Origin of the sequence: Pseudoduganella aquatica (assembly GCF_009857595.1) — a bacterium.
In the GTDB taxonomy this organism is placed as follows: Bacteria; Pseudomonadota; Gammaproteobacteria; order Burkholderiales; family Burkholderiaceae_D; genus Rugamonas; species Rugamonas aquatica_A.
This window is the reverse complement of the sequence record NZ_WWCU01000039.1, coordinates 41,725-58,822: the sequence shown is the minus strand read 5'-3', so window position 1 is coordinate 58,822 and position 17,098 is coordinate 41,725. Positions and strand designations below refer to the sequence as shown.

The 17,098-nt window shown below is 67.7% G+C and carries 12 protein-coding genes and 1 pseudogene; 6 read left to right on the top strand and 7 right to left on the bottom strand.

The features are described 5' to 3' along the window. On the top strand, positions 1–827 hold an 827-nt coding region (locus GTP77_RS24790; RefSeq protein WP_308807782.1), incomplete at its 5' end, for a type VI secretion IcmF C-terminal domain-containing protein. Further along, positions 827–1,510, top strand: a complete 684-nt coding sequence (gene tagF / locus GTP77_RS24785) for a type VI secretion system-associated protein TagF (RefSeq protein ID WP_161074828.1) — start codon at positions 827–829, stop codon at positions 1,508–1,510. The genes GTP77_RS24790 and tagF, both read left to right, overlap by 1 nt. Positions 1,511–1,613: 103 nt before the next feature. Here tagF and GTP77_RS24780 read toward each other — a convergent pair whose 3' ends face one another. Further along, a complete protein-coding gene (locus GTP77_RS24780) occupies positions 1,614–2,495 on the bottom strand; it encodes a PP2C family protein-serine/threonine phosphatase (RefSeq protein ID WP_223149397.1) in 882 nt (293 codons plus the stop codon). 119 nt (positions 2,496–2,614) lie between these two features. Between GTP77_RS24780 and GTP77_RS24775 the strand changes: the two genes are divergently transcribed. Together GTP77_RS24775 and GTP77_RS24770 are read left to right on the top strand one after the other, a co-directional pair. Continuing rightward, positions 2,615–5,290 (top strand): protein kinase domain-containing protein, encoded by a 2,676-nt coding sequence (locus GTP77_RS24775; RefSeq protein ID WP_161074826.1) that lies wholly within the window; start codon positions 2,615–2,617, stop codon positions 5,288–5,290. Then, positions 5,280–6,779 carry an FAD-binding oxidoreductase gene (locus tag GTP77_RS24770; protein WP_161074825.1) on the top strand — a complete coding sequence of 500 codons (1,500 nt, stop codon included), beginning with the start codon at positions 5,280–5,282 and terminating at the stop codon, positions 6,777–6,779. The genes GTP77_RS24775 and GTP77_RS24770 overlap by 11 nt, the downstream gene beginning before the upstream one ends. Here GTP77_RS24770 and GTP77_RS24765 read toward each other — a convergent pair. The 5 genes from GTP77_RS24765 to GTP77_RS24745 form a co-directional block, all read right to left on the bottom strand. Then, entirely contained in the window at positions 6,771–7,451 is a 681-nt protein-coding gene (locus GTP77_RS24765) for a hypothetical protein (RefSeq protein ID WP_161074824.1), read from the bottom strand. The genes GTP77_RS24770 and GTP77_RS24765 overlap by 9 nt on opposite strands. Continuing rightward, complete coding sequence (locus GTP77_RS24760) at positions 7,448–8,464, bottom strand: ABC transporter substrate-binding protein (RefSeq protein ID WP_161074823.1); 1,017 nt, start codon at positions 8,462–8,464, stop codon at positions 7,448–7,450. Before GTP77_RS24760 ends, GTP77_RS24765 begins: the two co-directional genes overlap by 4 nt. Further along, positions 8,461–10,533 carry an MFS transporter gene (locus GTP77_RS24755; RefSeq protein WP_161074822.1) on the bottom strand — a complete coding sequence of 691 codons (2,073 nt, stop codon included), beginning with the start codon at positions 10,531–10,533 and terminating at the stop codon, positions 8,461–8,463. The genes GTP77_RS24760 and GTP77_RS24755 overlap by 4 nt, the downstream gene beginning before the upstream one ends. Next, complete coding sequence (locus GTP77_RS24750) at positions 10,530–11,234, bottom strand: hypothetical protein (protein WP_161074821.1); 705 nt, start codon at positions 11,232–11,234, stop codon at positions 10,530–10,532. The genes GTP77_RS24755 and GTP77_RS24750 overlap by 4 nt, the downstream gene beginning before the upstream one ends. Before the next feature lie 98 nt (positions 11,235–11,332). Further along, positions 11,333–13,678 carry a penicillin-binding protein 1A gene (locus tag GTP77_RS24745; RefSeq protein ID WP_161074820.1) on the bottom strand — a complete coding sequence of 782 codons (2,346 nt, stop codon included), beginning with the start codon at positions 13,676–13,678 and terminating at the stop codon, positions 11,333–11,335. 120 nt (positions 13,679–13,798) lie between these two features. Between GTP77_RS24745 and GTP77_RS24740 the strand changes: the two genes are divergently transcribed. After that, positions 13,799–15,097 carry a metal-dependent hydrolase family protein gene (locus tag GTP77_RS24740; protein WP_161074819.1) on the top strand — a complete coding sequence of 433 codons (1,299 nt, stop codon included), beginning with the start codon at positions 13,799–13,801 and terminating at the stop codon, positions 15,095–15,097. Positions 15,098–15,529: 432 nt separating this feature from the next. On the opposite strand, the pseudogene GTP77_RS30755 reads toward GTP77_RS24740, so the two are convergent. After that, a pseudogene (locus GTP77_RS30755) lies at positions 15,530–16,033 on the bottom strand (NAD(P)H-binding protein); the annotation flags it as partial. Between the two features lie 105 nt (positions 16,034–16,138). On the opposite strand from GTP77_RS30755, the gene GTP77_RS24730 reads away from it, so the two are divergent. Further along, positions 16,139–17,068 (top strand): LysR substrate-binding domain-containing protein, encoded by a 930-nt coding sequence (locus GTP77_RS24730; protein WP_161074818.1) that lies wholly within the window; start codon positions 16,139–16,141, stop codon positions 17,066–17,068. Positions 17,069–17,098: the final 30 nt, after the last annotated feature.

The following is a 17,098-nucleotide window of genomic DNA, read 5'->3' as shown; positions in this document are numbered from 1 at the left end:
AGCCCGCGCCGCCGGCCGACGCGCTGGCGCGCCTGAAGCGCGAGGCGGACGGCTTGCCGGCGCCGCTGGGCGCGCTGGTGCGCAATGTGAACACGGCCGGTTCTGGCCTCACGCTGGGCACGGAGCGCGACCGCCTGGACGCGTTGTGGAAGACCGGCCCTGCGCTGTTCTGCCGCGCCGCCATCGCAGGCCGCTACCCGCTGGTTCGCAAGGCCGTGCAGGAAGCCACGCCGGACGACTTCGGCCGCTTCTTCGGCCCCGGCGGCCTGGCCGATGAATTCTTCCAGAAGCACCTGGTCAACTACGTCGACACCAGCGGCGCGCAATGGCGCTGGCGCATGGTGAACAATATGGATCTTGGCATCAGCCAGGAAGTGCTGAACGAATTCCAGCGCGCCGCGCAGATACGCGACAAGTTCTTCGGCAACGGCGGCAAGCAGCCTTCCGTGCGCTTCGACCTGAAGCCGCTGGCGGCGGACGCCGCGCTGACCCGCGTGCTGCTGGACGTCGACGGCCAGCAGCTGGCGTTCGCGCCGAAGACGCAGCAGGGCGCGGCGAGCTTCCAGATCCCGAGCGGCAAAGGCGTGAACGCGGTGCGCTTCGAGGTGGCGCCCGCCACCACGGTGGAGCTGCGCACCGAGGGCGCGTGGGCCTGGTTCCGCATGCTGGACAAAGCCATGCTGGAGCCTTCCGCTCAGGGCGAACGCTACAAGCTGACCTTCGACCTGGAAGGCCGCAAGATTATCTACGAACTGACAGCCAACAGCGTGAACAATCCGTTCAAGCGCGACGGCGTGGAGCAGTTCCGCTGCCTGGAGTCGCTGTAATGGAAGAGCCGGAACTGGCGCCGGGATTCTTCGGCAAAGTGAGCACGCATGGCGACTTCGTTTCGCGCCGCTTGCCGCCGCCCTTGCTGGGCGTGTGGGACGCGTGGCTGCAGGCGTCCATGCAGGGCAGCCGCGAGGCGCTGGGCGCGCGTTGGCTGCAAACCTATCTGACGAGTCCTATCTGGCGCTTTGCGTTGGCGCCGGGCGTGTGCGACCGCAATGCCTGGGCCGGTGTGCTGATGCCCAGCGTGGACCGCGTGGGGCGGCACTTTCCGCTCACCATAGCGGCCGGTGCGCCGGGCGGCGGGGGGCTGCTGGATTGGGTGGCGAACGGCAAGCCATGGTTCGACCAGCTGGAGGCGCTGGCCTTGTCATCGCTGGAGGAACGCTTCCAGCTGGAGCCGTTCGATGGCTTGCTGCAGGCCATGCCGCCGCTGAGCGATGCGCCGCTGGCCGGTCAGCAGGGAGGCGTGGGTTGCCGCTTGCCGCTCGCATCGCTGGATGCCGTGGCGGCGCAGGTTCCGGCGCTGGCCGCAGCGGCGCTGCGCGGGCAGAGTATCTGGTGGACCGACGGTTCGGCCGAGGTGGAACCGAGCTTGCTGCTGTGCCGGGGCTTGCCTGCGCCGGCGGCTTTTGCGGGGATGCTGGCGGGGACGTGGCTGCAGAGCGGATGGGGCGCGTGACCGCCTGGCGGGTTACGGCCTCCGGCCTAACCCGCCCTACAAGGCCCGGGACTGTATTGGTGCGTAGGGCGGGTTAGGCGCAAGGCGCCGTAGCCCGCCGCTATCACGCGTCCTTGCAGCGCACGATCACTGCGGTGATGTTGTCCCGGCTGCCGTCGCGCTTGGCCATGGCGACCAGTTCGGCGCAGCACTCGGCCAGGTTGTCGTCGCGCACCCGGGCCAGGATGGCGGCGATGGCTTCCGGCGGCGAGTTGCCATACAGGCCGTCGCTGCACAGCATGTAGACGTCGCCCGGCGACACGGCCTGCGTCTGCAGGTCCGGCTTGATCAGCGGCGCCGGGCCGAGCGCCTGGAGCAGCAGGTTGCGCGCCGGGAGCGGCTCCGCCATGCCCGCCTCCAGCGCCTGCTGGTACAAGGTCTGGTCGCGCGTAAGCTGGTTCAGGCGGCCATTGCGGAAGCAGTACAGGCGGCTGTCGCCGATGTGGAAGATGAACACCGGCCCGTCCTGCGCCACCTGCCACATGCCGGTCAGCGTGGTGCCCATGCCCGCGCCGTCGGCCTGGTCGTTGGCGCTGTTGGTCTGGTACATGCGCTCGTTGGCGAATTCCACCGCGTCGTGCAGCGTGATCATGGCGCGCATGGTGGCGTCGGTCCAGGTGGCGTCGGGGTCGGCCTGCACCGGATCGAAGGCGCTGGCGTGGAAGGCGGGCACGGTGGCGTCGCTGGCGTCGCCGGGCGAGGACTGCTGGTCGCCGTGCGATGCGCGCAGGAAGCTGTGCAGCAGCCGGATGGCGTCCGCGCTGGCGATTTCGCCCGCCTCGTGGCCGCCCATGCCGTCGGCCACGACCACCAGGCCAAGTTCGGGAGCGATGAAGAAATTATCCTGGTTGGACTCGCGCACGGTGCCAACATCGGTCAGGCCGTAGGCCAGGCCCAGGTCGAGGCGGTGCAGCGCCGACGGTGATAATTGCTTCCAATTGCCCAAGGTGTCTCCAGTAGTAGAAATTGTCTCCAGGCCTTTGTCACAAAGGCCATAACTGCATGCTAGCATGCGCAATGCGCTCTATGGCGCCACGTGGTGAAAAATGAATGGCGGGATGATGCATGGACGATAGCGAACAGCGCGGGCAGCAGCACGGAGCGGACGGAGCAGAGGGAACGGCCAATGAAGGCCGCAACGCCGCCGCCGAGGCGCGCGCGGCCATCCTGGCGCGGCGCGTGGCTGCGCTGGAAGCCGTGGTGGCGGTTGAACGCCGCATGCGCGACGTGCAGGAAATGACGGCCCGCGCAGCGACGGACCAGCTGGCCGCGCGCGACGGCCAGGCCGACATCACTGTCCCGCGCCCGCACAGCGCGCAGTACGCGCATGACGACGACGCCACCATCCCCGTGCCGCACTACCGCCCCGACGGCACGCGCGAACCGGCGCGCCAGGGCGGCGGGGAGGCCACGCCTGCGCACGCGGATGCCGGGCAGCCCTCGCACACCCAGCGCACCACGCCCACGCTGGGCCGCTCGCAGCCGCCTTCGCAGCCGGTGCGCTCGCAGCTGCCGGCTTTGCCCGCCGCGCCCAACCGCTCCATCGCGCCCGGCATTTCCACGCCGCTGGCCCTGGCGCCGGGTTTCGAACTGTTTGAATATCGCATCGACGCGGTGCTGGGGCAGGGCGGCTTCGGCATCACCTATCTGGCCACGGACGTGAACCTGAACGTGCGCGTGGCCATCAAGGAGTATCTGCCGGCCGATTTCGCCACCCGCGCCAGCGACAAGTCGGTCTCGCCGCGCTGGCCCGAAGATAACGACTTCTACCTGAACGGCCTGGAATGCTTCCTGGTCGAAGCGCGCACGCTGGCCACCTTCCGGCACTCCAACATCGTGCGGGTGGCGCGCTTCTTCGAGGCGCACCGCACCGCCTACATGGTGCTTGAATACGAGCGCGGCCAGCCGCTCAAGCAGTGGTGGGACAAGCAGAAGAACATGGGCGAGCAGCAGTTGCTGTCGCTGGTGCAGCCGCTGCTGGACGGCCTGTCGCTGGTGCACGAGTCGGGCTACCTCCACCGCGACATCAAGCCGGATAACATCTACGTGCGCAAGGAAGACGGCAGCTGGGTGCTGCTCGACTTCGGCGCCGCGCGCCAGACCGTGGGCGGCCTGCAAACCATGGCCGACGTGGTCACGCCCGGCTACGCGCCGCTGGAGCAGTACCAGGGCGGCGAACAGGGGCCGTGGACCGATATCTACGCCATCGGCGCCACGCTGTACTGGATGATCACCGGCGCCAAGCCGGCGCCCGCGCCGGAACGCCAGAGCGGCGTGGCCGAATACATTCCCGCCACGCAGGCGGGCAAGGGCCGCTACAGCGAAGAATTCCTGATGGCGGTGGACTGGGCGCTGGTGGTCGATCCCAAGCAGCGTCCGCAAAGCATCGCGGAGCTCTCGCAAAGCCTGTTCGCCTCGCATGCCGGCAGCCTGGGCTTGCAGGAGGCGCTGCGCGTGGGCGACCTGGAAGGCCAGCGGCGGCTGACGAAAGGCGTGCGCAAGCTGGGCAAGGCCATCTGGCGGCCATCCTCGTGGCCGCTGGTGGTGAAGATGACCATCGCCATGATGCTGGCCGCGCTGCTGCCCATGACGATTACCGCCTACTACAACCTGAACGGTTCGGTGGCCGCCGTGTCGGCCAGCGAGCTGCGCAACCTGGAGAGCCTGGCGCAAGCGACGGCGGGCCGCATCTCGCAGCTGATACTGGACAGCCGCTACCAGGCCAGCTACCTGGCGACCGATTCCGCCTTTATCGACTACCTGCGCGCGCCCAGCGATGCGAAGCGGGAAGTGGTGAGCGCCAAGCTGGCCAACCTGATCAAGACCAATCCGGACGCGCACCTGATCTTCCTGATGAACAGCGAAGGCACGGCGCTGGTGTCCAGCGAGCCTGGCGTGGCGGGCGTGAACTTCAAGTTCCGCGAGTACTTCCAGGAGGCCATGAAGGGCCATCCTTTCATGACCGGCGTGATTATCGGCTCCACGGCGGGCAAGCCCGGCGTGTACTACGCCAACCCGGTGTTCGACAACGCGAACAAGGTGATAGGCGTGGTGGTGTTGCGCATCAAGGGCGGCACGATATCGTCCATCCTCAACGATGCCGGCGCTGGCGGGAACGGCAAGCGCGTGCCCTTCATGATAGACGGCGACGGCATCCTGGTGCACTACCCGGACCAGAACCAGCTGTACCGCAGCCTGGCGCCGCTGCCCAAGGCCACGCTGGGCCGCATCGTGGCCGACCAGCGCTTCCGCCGCCACCGCATAGAAAGCGTGGACATGCCGGAGCTGGCCAAGGTGCTGATAGGCGCCAGGACGGCGGGCAATATCAGCTACCACTCCACGCTGAGCGGCGTGGACGAACACGCGGGCTACGCGCCGGTGCAGGGCCACAACTGGGTGGTGGGCGTGACCGAGTCGCGCACGCGCTTCGAAGAGCCCTTGCAGCGCCTGTTCGTCAATGTGCTGTACAGCGTGGCCGCTGTGGGCCTGGTGTTCCTGATCCTGGCGGTGCTGTTCGCGCGCAGCATTACGCGTCCCGTGGTGCGGCTGACGGAAGCGGCCAATGCGCTCAAGGACGGCGACTACGACCGCGCCAGCATCAAGGTCACCAGCACCGATGAAATCGGCCGGTTGGCGCGCACCTTCAACGTCATGATAGACGTGCTGCGGCAGCGGGAGCGGGAGAAGCAGAGAGGTAAACTTGGACATCAATCAAAGGAAAATCAACAGGATGACGAATGAAATCGTGAACACGCGCCGCGGCTTTCTGCAGGCAGGCGCTTTAGGCGCCGCAGCACTGGGCCTGGCGCCGGCGGCGGTACTGGCCAAGCCTGCGCTGAAGCTGGGGCCGCACGGCCTGCGCTCCCTGGCGCGGGACTTTGAGGGACGCTTGATACTGCCGGGCGAAGATGGCTTTGCGCTGGCCGCCTGGCCGAACAACGCGCGCTGGGCCGGCGTGCAGCCGCAGGCTGTGGCCATGTGCGCCACCGAGGCCGATGTGCAGCGCTGCATCCGCCTGGCAGGCGACACGCGCATGCCTTTCGCCATCCGCTCCGGCGGCCACAATTACGCGGGCTTCTCCACCACGGCCGGTTTGCTGATCGACGTGAAAGCCATGAACAACGTGAAGCTGGACCTGAAGAACCAGACCGCGTGGGTGCAGGGCGGCGCCAACAATAACGACGTGGCGGCGGCGCTGCGCAATTACGGCGTGGCCATTCCTTCGGGGCGCTGCCCCACGGTGGGCACCAGCGGCCTGGTGCTGGGTGGCGGCTGGGGCTTTGCCGCCACGCACAGGGGCCTGACCTGCGACAGCCTGGTAGGCACCGAGCTGGTGGTCGCCAGCGCTGCATCCCGCCGCATCGACGCCAATAGCGACAGTGAACTTTTCTGGGCGGTGCGCGGCGGCGGCGGCGGCAACTTCGGCGTCCATACCGGCTTTACCTTTAATGTGCACCCGGTGGGCACGGTCACCACCTTCAACCTGACGTGGGCGCCGGGCAAGCAGATCGAATTGCTGCGCGCCTTGCAGGCCTTGCAGCTGGCGCACCCAACCCGGATTTCCACGCGCAGCAAGGCGCTGCCCTTGGCCGCCGGCCCGCGTCCTTCGCGCGACAGCCTGTACGTGGAAACGCTGGGCCAGTTCTGGGGCGGCGAAAAAGAGCTGCGCGAGATGCTGGCGCCGCTGTACGCCGTCGCCGTGCCGCAGATTGCCGACATCTATGAAGTCGATTACTGGCGCGGCCGCGACTACCTGCTGACCGACGATCCGAACGGCCTGTACGACATCCGCTGCAGCTTCGTGCACAAGGAGCTGAGCGAGGCGGCGCTGGACAATATGCTGAACTGGATGACGCGCTGGCCGGGCGGCTCGCTGCTGCAGGAGAATATGGGCATCCTGTTCGCCATCGGCGGCAAGGTGAAGGAGGTGCCGAGCAACGCCACGGCCTATGTGCACCGCGATTCCAACTACATCTTCGAAATGGAAGCTTCGTGGGGGCCGATCGACAAGCCGGAGACGGTGCAGCGCCAGCGCGCCTGGCTGAAGGACTATTACGACGACATGCAGCGTTTCCTGCAGCCCGAGTCCTACGTCAACTTCCCCAACCGCGACCTGAAGAACTGGGCGCAGGCTTACTACGGCACGAACCTGAAGCGGCTGTCGGAAGTGAAGCGCCGCGTGGACCCGCACAATCTGTTCCGCTTTGAGCAGAGCGTGCCGCTAGCCTGAGGCCTGCACGCCGTATTCCACGGACCAGTGATTGTTCTCGTCCTGCCAGCATTGGAAGCCGCGCAGGCCGTCCGCCAGCGCGCGCTGGTGGCCTGCGTGGTCGCCATGGGCCACGCGGCGGCAGGCGATCCAGGGCGCCTGCGGCTGCAGCAGGTCGCGCTGCACCAGCAGCCGGGCCAGGCCGCCGTAGACGATGGCGTAGCCGGATACGCAGAAACCCTCGAGCGTGAGCCCGCGCAGGCTGCGCATGTTTTCCGGCGCCACCGTGGCCACCACCAGCGTGCGGCCCAGCTCCCGGCCCAGCGCCATGCGTTCTTCGATGGCCGCGCAATGCAGCCTGCGCCCGCGCCATTCGGGCAGCGAGGCGGCGCCGTCCAGCACGCACATGCGCGCGCGCCCGGCCGGGCCGGCATGCAGCAGCTCGGCCATGTGGTCCACCGTGTGCGAGTCCATCCCCAGCACGCCGTAGGCCACCAGCTCTCCGTCCGCGCGGCAGCACAGGATGCGGCCCTGGGCCTGCGCGTGCTGTTCGAAGTGGCTCAGTTCATCGGGCCGCACCAGGCCGGCGGGCATCTGCGCCAGCACGCCAAGGTGCAGCTGGTGTACCTCGGCCGCCTCGTCCTGGCGCATCTGCTGCCAGCGGAATTGCGGATCGTTCGAGCAGGAAGTCATTTCAGCAGCTCCGCGTAGTTGAGCACCTTGAGCGGCGGGTAGAGGTCGAGCTGGGCGGCTACAGGCATGTTTACCAGGTAGGAGAAACGCGCCAGCGTTTCAATCGGTATGGCGGCAGGCGCCATGTGCTGGCGCAGGATCTGTTCCGCCTTGTGGGCCGTGAGCCGGCCCACGCTTTCGTAGCCGGACACCAGGCCAAACAGCGCTTTGCCTTCGCGCACGGCGATCTCGGTGGCGGAGAAGGCGGGCAGGCGCTGCTCCAGCGCGGCTTCGGTCAGCAGCTTGCGGTTGGCGGCCAGGAAGCTGTCCGGTCCGATGTAGAGCAGCTGCACGCGCTGCTGCGCCAGTTCCGCCACCATGGCGGGCAGTTCGGACGCCAGCGGCTGGCCTTTGGCGTCCAGCGGCACCGGGCGCTCCAGCAGCTGGAAGCGCTCGCTGGCGGCCACCGCGCGCAAGTCCTTCACGTTCTGCACGGAGTTCGGTTCGGCCGGGTTGTAGATAATGGCCAGGCGGTCGAAATGGCGGTAGGCGCGGATGGCGCTGAGCTGCTGGCTGGGCGGCACCACGTGGCAGGCGCCGGTGATGTTGCGGCCCGACGAGACCAGCGACTTGACCAGCCCCGAACCCTGCGGCGAGGCCACCATGGTGAACACCACCGGGATGTCGGTGACGTGGCGGCTTGGATCGACCGCGCCCTGTTTGCCCGCCACCGCCAGCGTGATGGGCGTGCCCCAGGTGTAGATCAGGTCCACCTTCATGGCGCGCGCTTCGGCGATCAGCTGCGGCACCTTGCCCACGTCCAGCGCCACGTCGCGCACGATCAGCTCCACCGGCATGCCGTTCACGGCGAAGTAGTCGCGGAACCCTTTTTCCACGGCGGTCTCGCCGCGGAACAGTATCATGTAGATGCGCGGCGGGCGCGGCGCCGCTTGCGCGCTTTGCGCCAGCGCGCGCGGCAGGGCGCAGCCCAGGGCCAGTGCGGCCGCCGCGCCGCAAATGGAACGCCGCCTCATGCCGATGCCTCCGCCGGCGGGCCGGCCGGTTTTCCGGCCGCGCGGCTGGCCAGAGCGAAGACCAGCGAGAACAGCAGCGAGGCGCCCAGCGCGAACACGCCGAGGAAGGCCATGGCGTGGGCGGCGCCGTAGCGCGCCGCCAGCGCGCCGGTGGCCACCGGCCCGGCCGCCGCACCCAGGCGCTCGAGCAGCCGGAACAGGCCGACGATGGGGCCGGTGCCCGCGTCCTGCGCTTCCTGCGCCGTCACGCGCGCCACCAGCACCAGCTGGGCGGAGATGCTCATGGACTGGCCGACACCCAGCGCGCCTATGCCCAGCATGACCAGCTCCCCGCTGGCTCCCCATGCCACCGGCAGCAATCCCAGGCCGGTCAGCACGCCCCCGGCCGCCACCAGCGGCGCGTAGGCGTTGTAGCGGTCGGCCAGGTGCGCGAACAGCGGCGCCAGGGCCAGGGAACTCAGGCCGTACAGCATGGTGTAGCGGCCGATTTCCGACTTGGACAAACCCAGGCCGGACAGCAGCACCGGCACCAGGAAGATAAGGAAGCCGGAGTACAGGAACTTGGCGGGCACGCCGGACAGGATGGACAACGCCAGGAAGCGCCGGTTCCGCACCAGCCGCGCCAGAAGCGAAGCCTGCGGCGGCTGGGACTGGGGCTGCCGTGCCGGCGTCTGCTGAACGCCCGCCGGCACGCCCTTGCTCAGCACCGCCGCCGCGATGGCGGCCGCCACCAGCGCCACGGCCGCGCCCAGCAGGAACACCATGCGGTAGCCGACCCTGTCCGCCAGGATGCCGCCCACGGCGGGTGCGCAGATCTCGGCCACCATGATGGCGCCCACGAACAGCGCCATGCCTTTGCCCCGGTTGCTGCTGTCCGTGTTGTCGAACACGAAGCCCTGGCAGGCCATGAACATGATGGCGTAGCCCACGCCGGTGAGTGCGCGCGCGACGACGAGGGCGTAGTAATCCGGCACCAGCCCTGTGACGGCCAGTCCCGCCATGACGGCCAGCGCGCCGGCGATATAGCTGCTGCGCCGCCCCATCCGGTCCGACCAGCGGCCGGCAAAGGGCATGCTCAGCGCCACGCCGAGCAGGAAGGCGGTGACCGGCAGGCTGGCGTGCAGGGACCCGGCGGCCGCGCCGGCCGGCAGCGATGCCGCGTACACCGGCAGGAAGGGGCGGGACAGCATTTCGGCAAACATGAACAGGAAGCTGAGCACGCGCACCAGCACGATGCGCGGCGCCTGGGCGGGATCGGCGGCGGCGTCGCCGAAGGAGTAAGCCTGACGCAGCCGCTGCAATAGCGGCTCGGCATGCGCCGCCTGCTGCGGGCTGGTCTGGCGCAGCGCTGCTGCGCTGCGCACCAGTTCTCCGAAGCCGTGGTTGATGCGCGCGCTGAGCGTGTGCAGGCGGACGGCGATGGCGGCGCCGGCTTCCGGCGCGGCGCGCTGGCGGAAGTCGCCCGCCGCCATGCTGGTCATCAGCCCGAGGATCTGGCGCATGGGCGCGGTGAAGGTGAGCGTCACCACGAACCACAGGATTTCGAAAGCAATCAGCAGGCTGGTGATGAGCACAATGCCGATGTCGTAGCGCAGCTCGCGCACGCGCGCGGCGATGTAGTTCTTGTCCACACCCACATGCAGCCGGCCCACCGCCTGTCCCTTGTGCATCAGCGGCAGCGCCGTATCCAGGAACTGCTCCGGTGCGCTGCTCTCGGCCTGCGTGCTGCCAAACAGTGCCTTGCCGCTGCCGTCCACGATGCGCAGATAGGCCAGGTCGCGATTCTGCTTCAGCACGTCGGCAAAGAATTCCGGCACACCTTCCAGTCGCTGCAGCGGGATGCCGTAGTCCAGCGCGCGCGCCAGTTGCGCCGCCAGCGCCGTGCCGGTGGTTTGCGCCTTGCGGCCGAACTCCGGCAGCAGCGCGCGCTCGGACAGCGACCACGCATACAGCGACAGCGCCAGCTGCACCGCCAGCAGCAGCGCCAGCGTGAACACGAACAGGCGCCGCACGGGGCGCGTGTAGAGGCGCTCCTCGTGGGCCACGGTGAGCGGCGCGGCCAGGCTCATAGCTTTTCCCCCGCCACGTCCTTGCTGGTGATGGCGTGCTGCGCCTGCTCAAGCTCCCGCAAGGCCTGGCCGGCGCTGTGCGCAGCCAGTTCCGCCAGCGCGGCTGCGTGCCGGTCCGGCCGCGCCACCGGCGGCGCGCTGGCGTCCAGCGCGTGTTCCATGCTGCCCAGCGTGCGGCCTATGCGCCGCACCCACAGCCGCGTGCCCAGCACCGCCAGCAGCGTGGACAAAGCGGTGGCCACCAGCCCCGCCAGCAGCAGCTGGCGCGAAATGCCGGCCACGAACTGGTCGTGCCCGCGCCGGGAATAGTGCAGTTCGATGGCGCCCACCGTCACGCCCAGGTTGTTGGACAGCGGCGTGCTGACGGTGACGCTGTTGCGTTCAGCGGGGCGGCCGGTGGTGAAGGCGGGGCGTCCGCGCTCGTCCTTGACGACGATGGCCACGATGTCCGGGTCTTGCCGCGTTTCGAAGTCGATGGCCGCTTGCGCGTTGCCCAGGCCGCGCACCGGCAGGCCCAGGTCTAGCCCCGTCTCCAGGTTCTGGCGCAGCACGTTGATGGTGAAGCGCAGCCGCGAGTCTTCCAGTTCGCCCAGCGTGCGGTCCAGCTTTCCCACGTTGAGGAAAACCGTCAGGCCGATGGCCAGCGCCGAAATCAGCACGATGGGCGCGGTAATCGTAACGCTGAGTCGTGACATCGCCATGCTTGCACACCCGGATAGCCGTGATATTGAATTGGCAAGAGTGTAGCATTGTTGAGCTTGGTGTTGGCGGGTTGCGGCGCGCCCGCGCCTAACCCGCCCTACGGCGTGGTGGGTTGGACGTTTATTGCCCCGGGCTCCTGTGGCTGCGCCGGCGCCGGCTGTGCGTTCAGGTCGATGCTGCGCACCGAGGCGTCGTTGATGTATTCGGCGTACATCCATGAACCGTCTTCCGCCTGCACCACGCCTTCCGGCACCGGGCGTTCGCGCGGCGGCGCTTTTTGCAGCGCCACGCGCATGTAGTCTATCCAGATCGGCATGGCCAGGGTGGCGCCGAATTCTCGCCCGCCCAGCGATTTCGGATCGTCGTAGCCCATCCACGCCACGCCGACCACGCCGTCGCCGTAGCCGGCGAACCAGCCGTCCACCGCGTCGCTGGTGGTGCCGGTCTTGCCGGCCAGGTCGGGGCGGCCCAGGCGCGCGCCTGCTTGCGCGCCGGTGCCGCTGCGTACCACTTCGCGCAGCATGGAGTCGGTGATGAAGACGTTGCGCGGGTCGAGCACGCGGTTGCTTTCCTGCGCGGCCTGCTGCGGCTTGGTCTCGGACAGCACCTTGCCGTTGCCGTCCACGATGCGGGCGATCAGGTAGGGCTGCACCTGGTAGCCGCCGTTGGCGAACACCGAGTAGGCGCCCGCCATCTGCTGCGGCGTGACCGCGCCCGTACCCAGCGTCATGGTCAGGTTGGTTGGGTGCTTGGCCGGGGTGAAGCCGAATTTTTCGAGGAAGCCGTGCGCATACGGCACGCCCACCGCGCGCAGCAGGCGCACCGAGGTCACGTTCTTGGACTTGGCCAGCGACACATGCATGGAGATGGGGCCGTCGTAGACGTTGTCGTCGTTCTGCGGATCCCAGCCGCCGCTGTCCACGCCGGTCTCGGACAGTTTCACGTCGTTGATCAGGGTGCCGGGGTAATAGCCCTTTTCCAGCGCCGACGAGTAGACGAAAGGCTTGATGGAGGAGCCGGGCTGGCGCCATGCCTGCGTCACGTGATTGAACTTGTGCAGGTTGAAGTCGAAGCCGCCCACCATGGCGTGGTAGGCGCCGGTGGCCGAATCCATGGACACGAAGGCCGCCGCCACTTGCGGCACCTGCGTGATGGCCCAGCGCTTCTTGTCGCCCTGCGAGACGCGGATAATGGCGCCGGGACGCAGTTTCAGGCCGGGCTTGGCGTTCTCGCTCAGCCCAGGCGCGGCCAGCTTCAGGCCGTCGCCGGTGATCTCCACCTCTTCGCCGTCTATGGTCTCCACCGTCACGCTCCTGGCCGACGCGGCCAGCACCACGGCCGGGATCAGGCGGTCGCTGCTGCGGCGCTTCTGCAGCGCCTCGTCGATGGCGTCCTCGCGGTCTTCCGGGTCGGAAGGCAGGTCGATAAAGGCTTCCGGGCCACGGTAGCCGTGGCGCTGGTCGTAGTTCAGCACATTGCGGCGCACCGACTCGTAGGCCGCGTCCTGGTCCGCCTTCAGGATGGTGGTATAGACGCTGATGCCGCGCGAATACGACTCTTCCTTGTACTGCTCATACACCGCCTGGCGCGCCAGCTCGGCCGCGTATTCGGCGTGGGTGTCGAACTCCTGCCCCTTGTTGCTGACGTGCAGAGTCTCTTTCAGCGCTTGCTGGTACTGCGTTTCGGTGATGACGTCCTGGCTGCGCATGCTCTTCAACACCAGGTGCTGGCGCAGGCGCGCGCGCTTGGGATTGGCCACCGGGTTGTGGCGCGCGGGGTTTTGCGGCAGGCCGGCCAGCATCGCCATTTCGGCGATGGATAGTTCCTTGAGCGGCTTGCTGAAGTAGGCCTGCGCGGCGCTGGCGAAACCGTAGGAGCGCTGGCCCAGGTAGATCTGGTTCAGGTACAGCTCCAGGATCTGGTCCTTGCTCAGGGCCGCTTCGATGCGGTAGGCCAGCATGACTTCGGTCATTTTGCGGGCCGGCGTCTTGTCGCGGGTGAGGAAGAAGTTGCGCGCCACCTGCATGGTGATGGTGGAGCCGCCCTGGCGGAAGCTGCCGCGCAGATTGGACTTGACTGCGCCCAGCGCGCGTATCCAGTCTATGCCGCCGTGGTCGTAGAAGCGCTTGTCCTCGATGGCGAGGATGGCCTTCTTCATCATCTCCGGCACGTCCTTGATGGCCACGAAGTCGCGGTGCTCCTCGCCGAACTCGCCGATCAGCGCATTGTCCGCCGTGTAGATGCGCAGCGGGATCTTGGGCCGGTAGTCGGTAACGGCATCCAGCGCAGGCAGCTTGGGGGCAATGAACAGCACCATGTAGCCGCCCAGCAGGGCGGCGCCCACGGCGGCGGCGATGCCGCTTGCGGCCAGGGCGCGGATGGCGTTGCGGCGGGTGAGACACTTTGTGAGCCACTTAGGCAAGGCAGGAGAATTGGCAGTCAAAACGGGTACTCATGGTTGCGCAAGGTTTGCGGATGCGGGCAATTATAGTCCAAGCCCATTCCGCCACAGCTTGTTCTTATGCTACGCTTGCCGCACACCAATTTTTACAGGAATCCGCTTATGCGTGCCAAGTCTGCCCTGGGTCTGCTGCTGTTATTGAACGGCGCCGCTGTTGCCACGACCGCCACCGCTGCCCCGCAATCGCTTGATTGCGGCCGCCTGCTGGACGTGAAGGCCGGCGTCTGGCGCGAACGCGTGACCGTGGTGGTGGACGGCGGCGTGGTCAAGTCGGTGGCGCCGACCGGCGCGGCCAAGGGCGATATCGACCTGAGCGGCCAGTCCTGCCTGCCCGGGCTGATTGACATGCACGTGCATCTGACGGGCGAGTCGCACAAGGAAGTGGAGTCGCTGCGCATGAAGCTGAGCCAGGACGTGGCGGACGACGCCTTCCGCTCGGTGGCCTACGCCGAGCGCACGCTGAAGGCCGGCTTCACCACTGTGCGCGACCTGGGCGCCGGCGACGGCCTGAATATATCGCTCAAGCGCGCCATCGCCAGCGGCGCCATTGTCGGGCCGCGCATGTACACGGCGGGCACCATCATCTCCACCACCGGCGGCCACGGCGACGGCACCAACGGCCTGTCGCGGGAACTGGGCAAGGCGGTGGGGCATCCAACGCCGTACGACGGCGTGATCAACGGCCCGGACCAGGCGCGCGAAGCGGTGCGCGCCCGCTACAAGGAGGGCGCGGACCTGGTCAAGATCACCGCCACCGGCGGGGTGCTGAGCCAGGCCGCCAGCGGCCAGAACTCGCAGTTCACGGACGAGGAACTGAAAGCCATCACCGCCACGGCCAAGGACTACGGCTTCCGCGTGGCCGTGCATGCGCACGGCGTGGAGGGCATCAAGCGCGCACTGCGCGCGGGCATCGACTCCATCGAGCACGGCACCTATATGGACGACGAGGCGATCGCCCTGTTCAAGAAGCAGGGTGCCTACTACGTGCCCACCATCAGCGCCGGGCGCTACGTGGCGGACAAGGCCAAGGATCCGGAGTTCTTCTCGCCTGTGGTGCGGCCCAAGGCGGCAGCCATCGGCCCGTTGATACAGGCCACTTTCGGCCGTGCCTACAAGGCCGGCGTGAAGATCGCCTTTGGTACCGACGCGGGCGTTTTCCCGCACGGCGACAACGCCAAGGAGTTCGCCTATATGGTCGAAGCGGGCATGCCGGCGCTGGAGGCGATACGCTCGGCCACGCTGAACGCGGCCGAGCTGCTGAACCAGGGCAGCCGCCTAGGCTCGGTGGAGCCGGGCTACGCCGCCGACATCGTCGCCGTCAGCGGCGACCCGCTGAAAGACATCAGCCTGCTGCAGCAGGTCCGCTTTGTGATGAAGGACGGCGTGGTCTTCAAGCGCTGAGACAGGGGCAAGACCGCCGCACACCAGCTCCGGCTGCAGCTGGTGGATCGCCAGGTCCAGCCAGTTGGCGCTGTCGCCGAAGCGGTAGCCCAGGCAGCGGGTGCGCGCCGTGTCCATCAGGTAGGGCACCGGGTAGTCGAAGGGGCTCAGTCCGCCCTGCGTGATGTGCGGCAGCGCGCGCACTTTCAGTCCCAGCACCTTGCCCACGCGGCGGTACAGGTCCAGTGCCGACAGCGCGCCGCTGTCGGCCGCGTTCACCGGGCCGAGAAAATCCTGCATGCCGGTCCACAGCAGGAAATCGCTCGCTTCCTCCGCGCTGATGAAGCAGGTGGCCGCCCTGGCGCTGGCGTAGAGCAGCGCCTGGTCCGCCTGCGCCAGCGCCACGTAATAGGCCAGCCGTCCCGTGAAGTCGTCGCCGCCCAGCACGTGGGTCAGGCGCACCGTCACCACGGGCAGTTTGCCGTCGCGGTACAGCAGCGCCTCGGCCTGGCGCTTGCCTTCGGCGTAATTCTCATCCGCCATCAGCGGGTCGTTCCAGGGATGCGCGAGGTCGATGCGCTGCGCTTTCAGGTCCAGGTCCAGCTCCTCGAAGGCGCCGTCCTGGCGGCCCAGCAGCTTGCGGTACACCTCCATGGTGGACGCCATCACGTAGCGCTCGACCTTGCCGGCAAACAGTTCGATGGCGATGGCCGCGTCCAGCGGGCTGTAGCAGGTCTGGTCATACACAATATCGTAGCCCTGGCTGCCGGCGAAGGCCGCGCGCATGGCGGCATGGTCGCGGCGGTCCACGCGGATGCGCTGGACGCGGCTGCCGAAGCCGTCCGCGCTGACGCCGCGCGTGGCCAGCGTGACGCGGTGGCCAGCGTCCAGCAGCTTCTGGACCAATAATTTGCCAAAATAGCGCGTGCCGCCGATCGCCAAGATATTCTTGTGCATGATAATCTCCTGTTAGTATGGATTCATTGTCCTTCCTGCCCGGGTGGCGATCAAACGAGAAAATTGCCAGTCTGAGAACAAGTTAAACTAATTCATGGAGCGTGCATGGCCAAACCGCTGCGCAGCCTGTCCGGGCTGATCGACCTGGAATCCGCAGCCCGCTGGGGCAGCTTCAAGCTGGCTGCGGAGGAGCTGCACAAGACGCCGGCCGCCGTGAGCCAGCAGATCAAGAACCTGGAGGAGGAACTCGGCTTCGCCCTGTTCCTGCGCCATCCGCGCCACGTGGCGCTGACGGAGAAGGGGCGCGATTTCGCCGCCACGGTGGCGCGCGTGCTGGGCGACCTGCGCACCAAGGCGGCGGCGCTGCAAAAGAGCGGCGAAGAGTGCGTGCTGCGCATCTCCAGCACGCACTCGTTCACGCTGAAATGGCTGGCCCCGCGCCTGACGCATTTCACGCGCCTGCATCCCGACATCGATATCCGGCTGGACGCCAGCGACCGCAACGTGAGCCTGGAGGACGACAGCGTGGATGTGGCCATCCGCTATGGCCTGTACGAGCCGGGCGACCCCGCCATGCTGTTCTCGGACCGCCTGGTGGCGGTCTATAGCCCGGACATCCTGCCGCCGGGCCGCAGCGAGTTCACGCTGGCGGACCTGCGCAGCCTGCCGCTGCTGGACGAGGGCAGCAATGTGTACTGGGACCGCTACGTGGAGGCCAACGGCCTGCCCAGGGGCGGCTACAAGGTCTCGCGCGGCTACAGCCACTGGGGCGTGCTGGCGCAGGCGGCGGTGGCGGGGCAGGGAGTGGCGCTGGCCGCGTTCAGCATCGTCTACGAGGACTTGCGCCGGGGCGACCTGCACATGATCGCCGCCTGCCCCATATCCTACACCTCCGGCTATCGCTTCCTGGTCAACATCAACAAGGAACGCATGCCGAAGATCGAGCGTTTCCGCGCCTGGCTGGCCGACGAAATGGCGGAAATGCAGCGCGCGCTGGCGGCTTGCTCGCCGGCGCCGGAACAGGCGCCCAGATAGGGGTTGCCAGATTCTTCATAAATGGCGTAT